Genomic DNA, 268 nt, shown 5'->3' with positions numbered 1-268 from the left:
ATACCGGTATTGCTATGGTTGAAACCGGTATGGCTTGGTGGTGGCCACAATGGCGGGTCAAAAAAGTATTGGGATCAATAAAAGGGCTTGAGCACTTTGAGCGCGTACAACAATCAGGAAAAGGCGTTTTATTACTTGTTCCACATATACTTCACCTTGAAATGACAAGTCGTGTAATGGGTTTGAAGTGCCAAGGTATTGGCTTTTACCGCCCACATAATAATCCGCTTATGGAATACTTTACTACCAATGGGCGTCTTCGCTCTAA

At 43.3% G+C, this 268-nt stretch carries 1 protein-coding gene; it reads left to right on the top strand.

Annotated features, from left to right (window positions below; translation table 11 throughout):
* Window positions 1–14: 14 nt before the first annotated feature.
* A partial coding sequence (locus tag AAEY72_RS15090; RefSeq protein WP_502945401.1) for an LpxL/LpxP family acyltransferase occupies window positions 15–268 on the top strand: 254 nt, incomplete at its 3' end.

It is taken from the genome of Psychrobacter sp. W2-37-MNA-CIBAN-0211 (assembly GCF_040309405.1).
Classification (GTDB): domain Bacteria; phylum Pseudomonadota; class Gammaproteobacteria; order Pseudomonadales; family Moraxellaceae; genus Psychrobacter; species Psychrobacter glaciei.
Note: the sequence above shows the minus strand (reverse complement) of the source record. Positions and strands in the feature narration are given on the sequence as shown.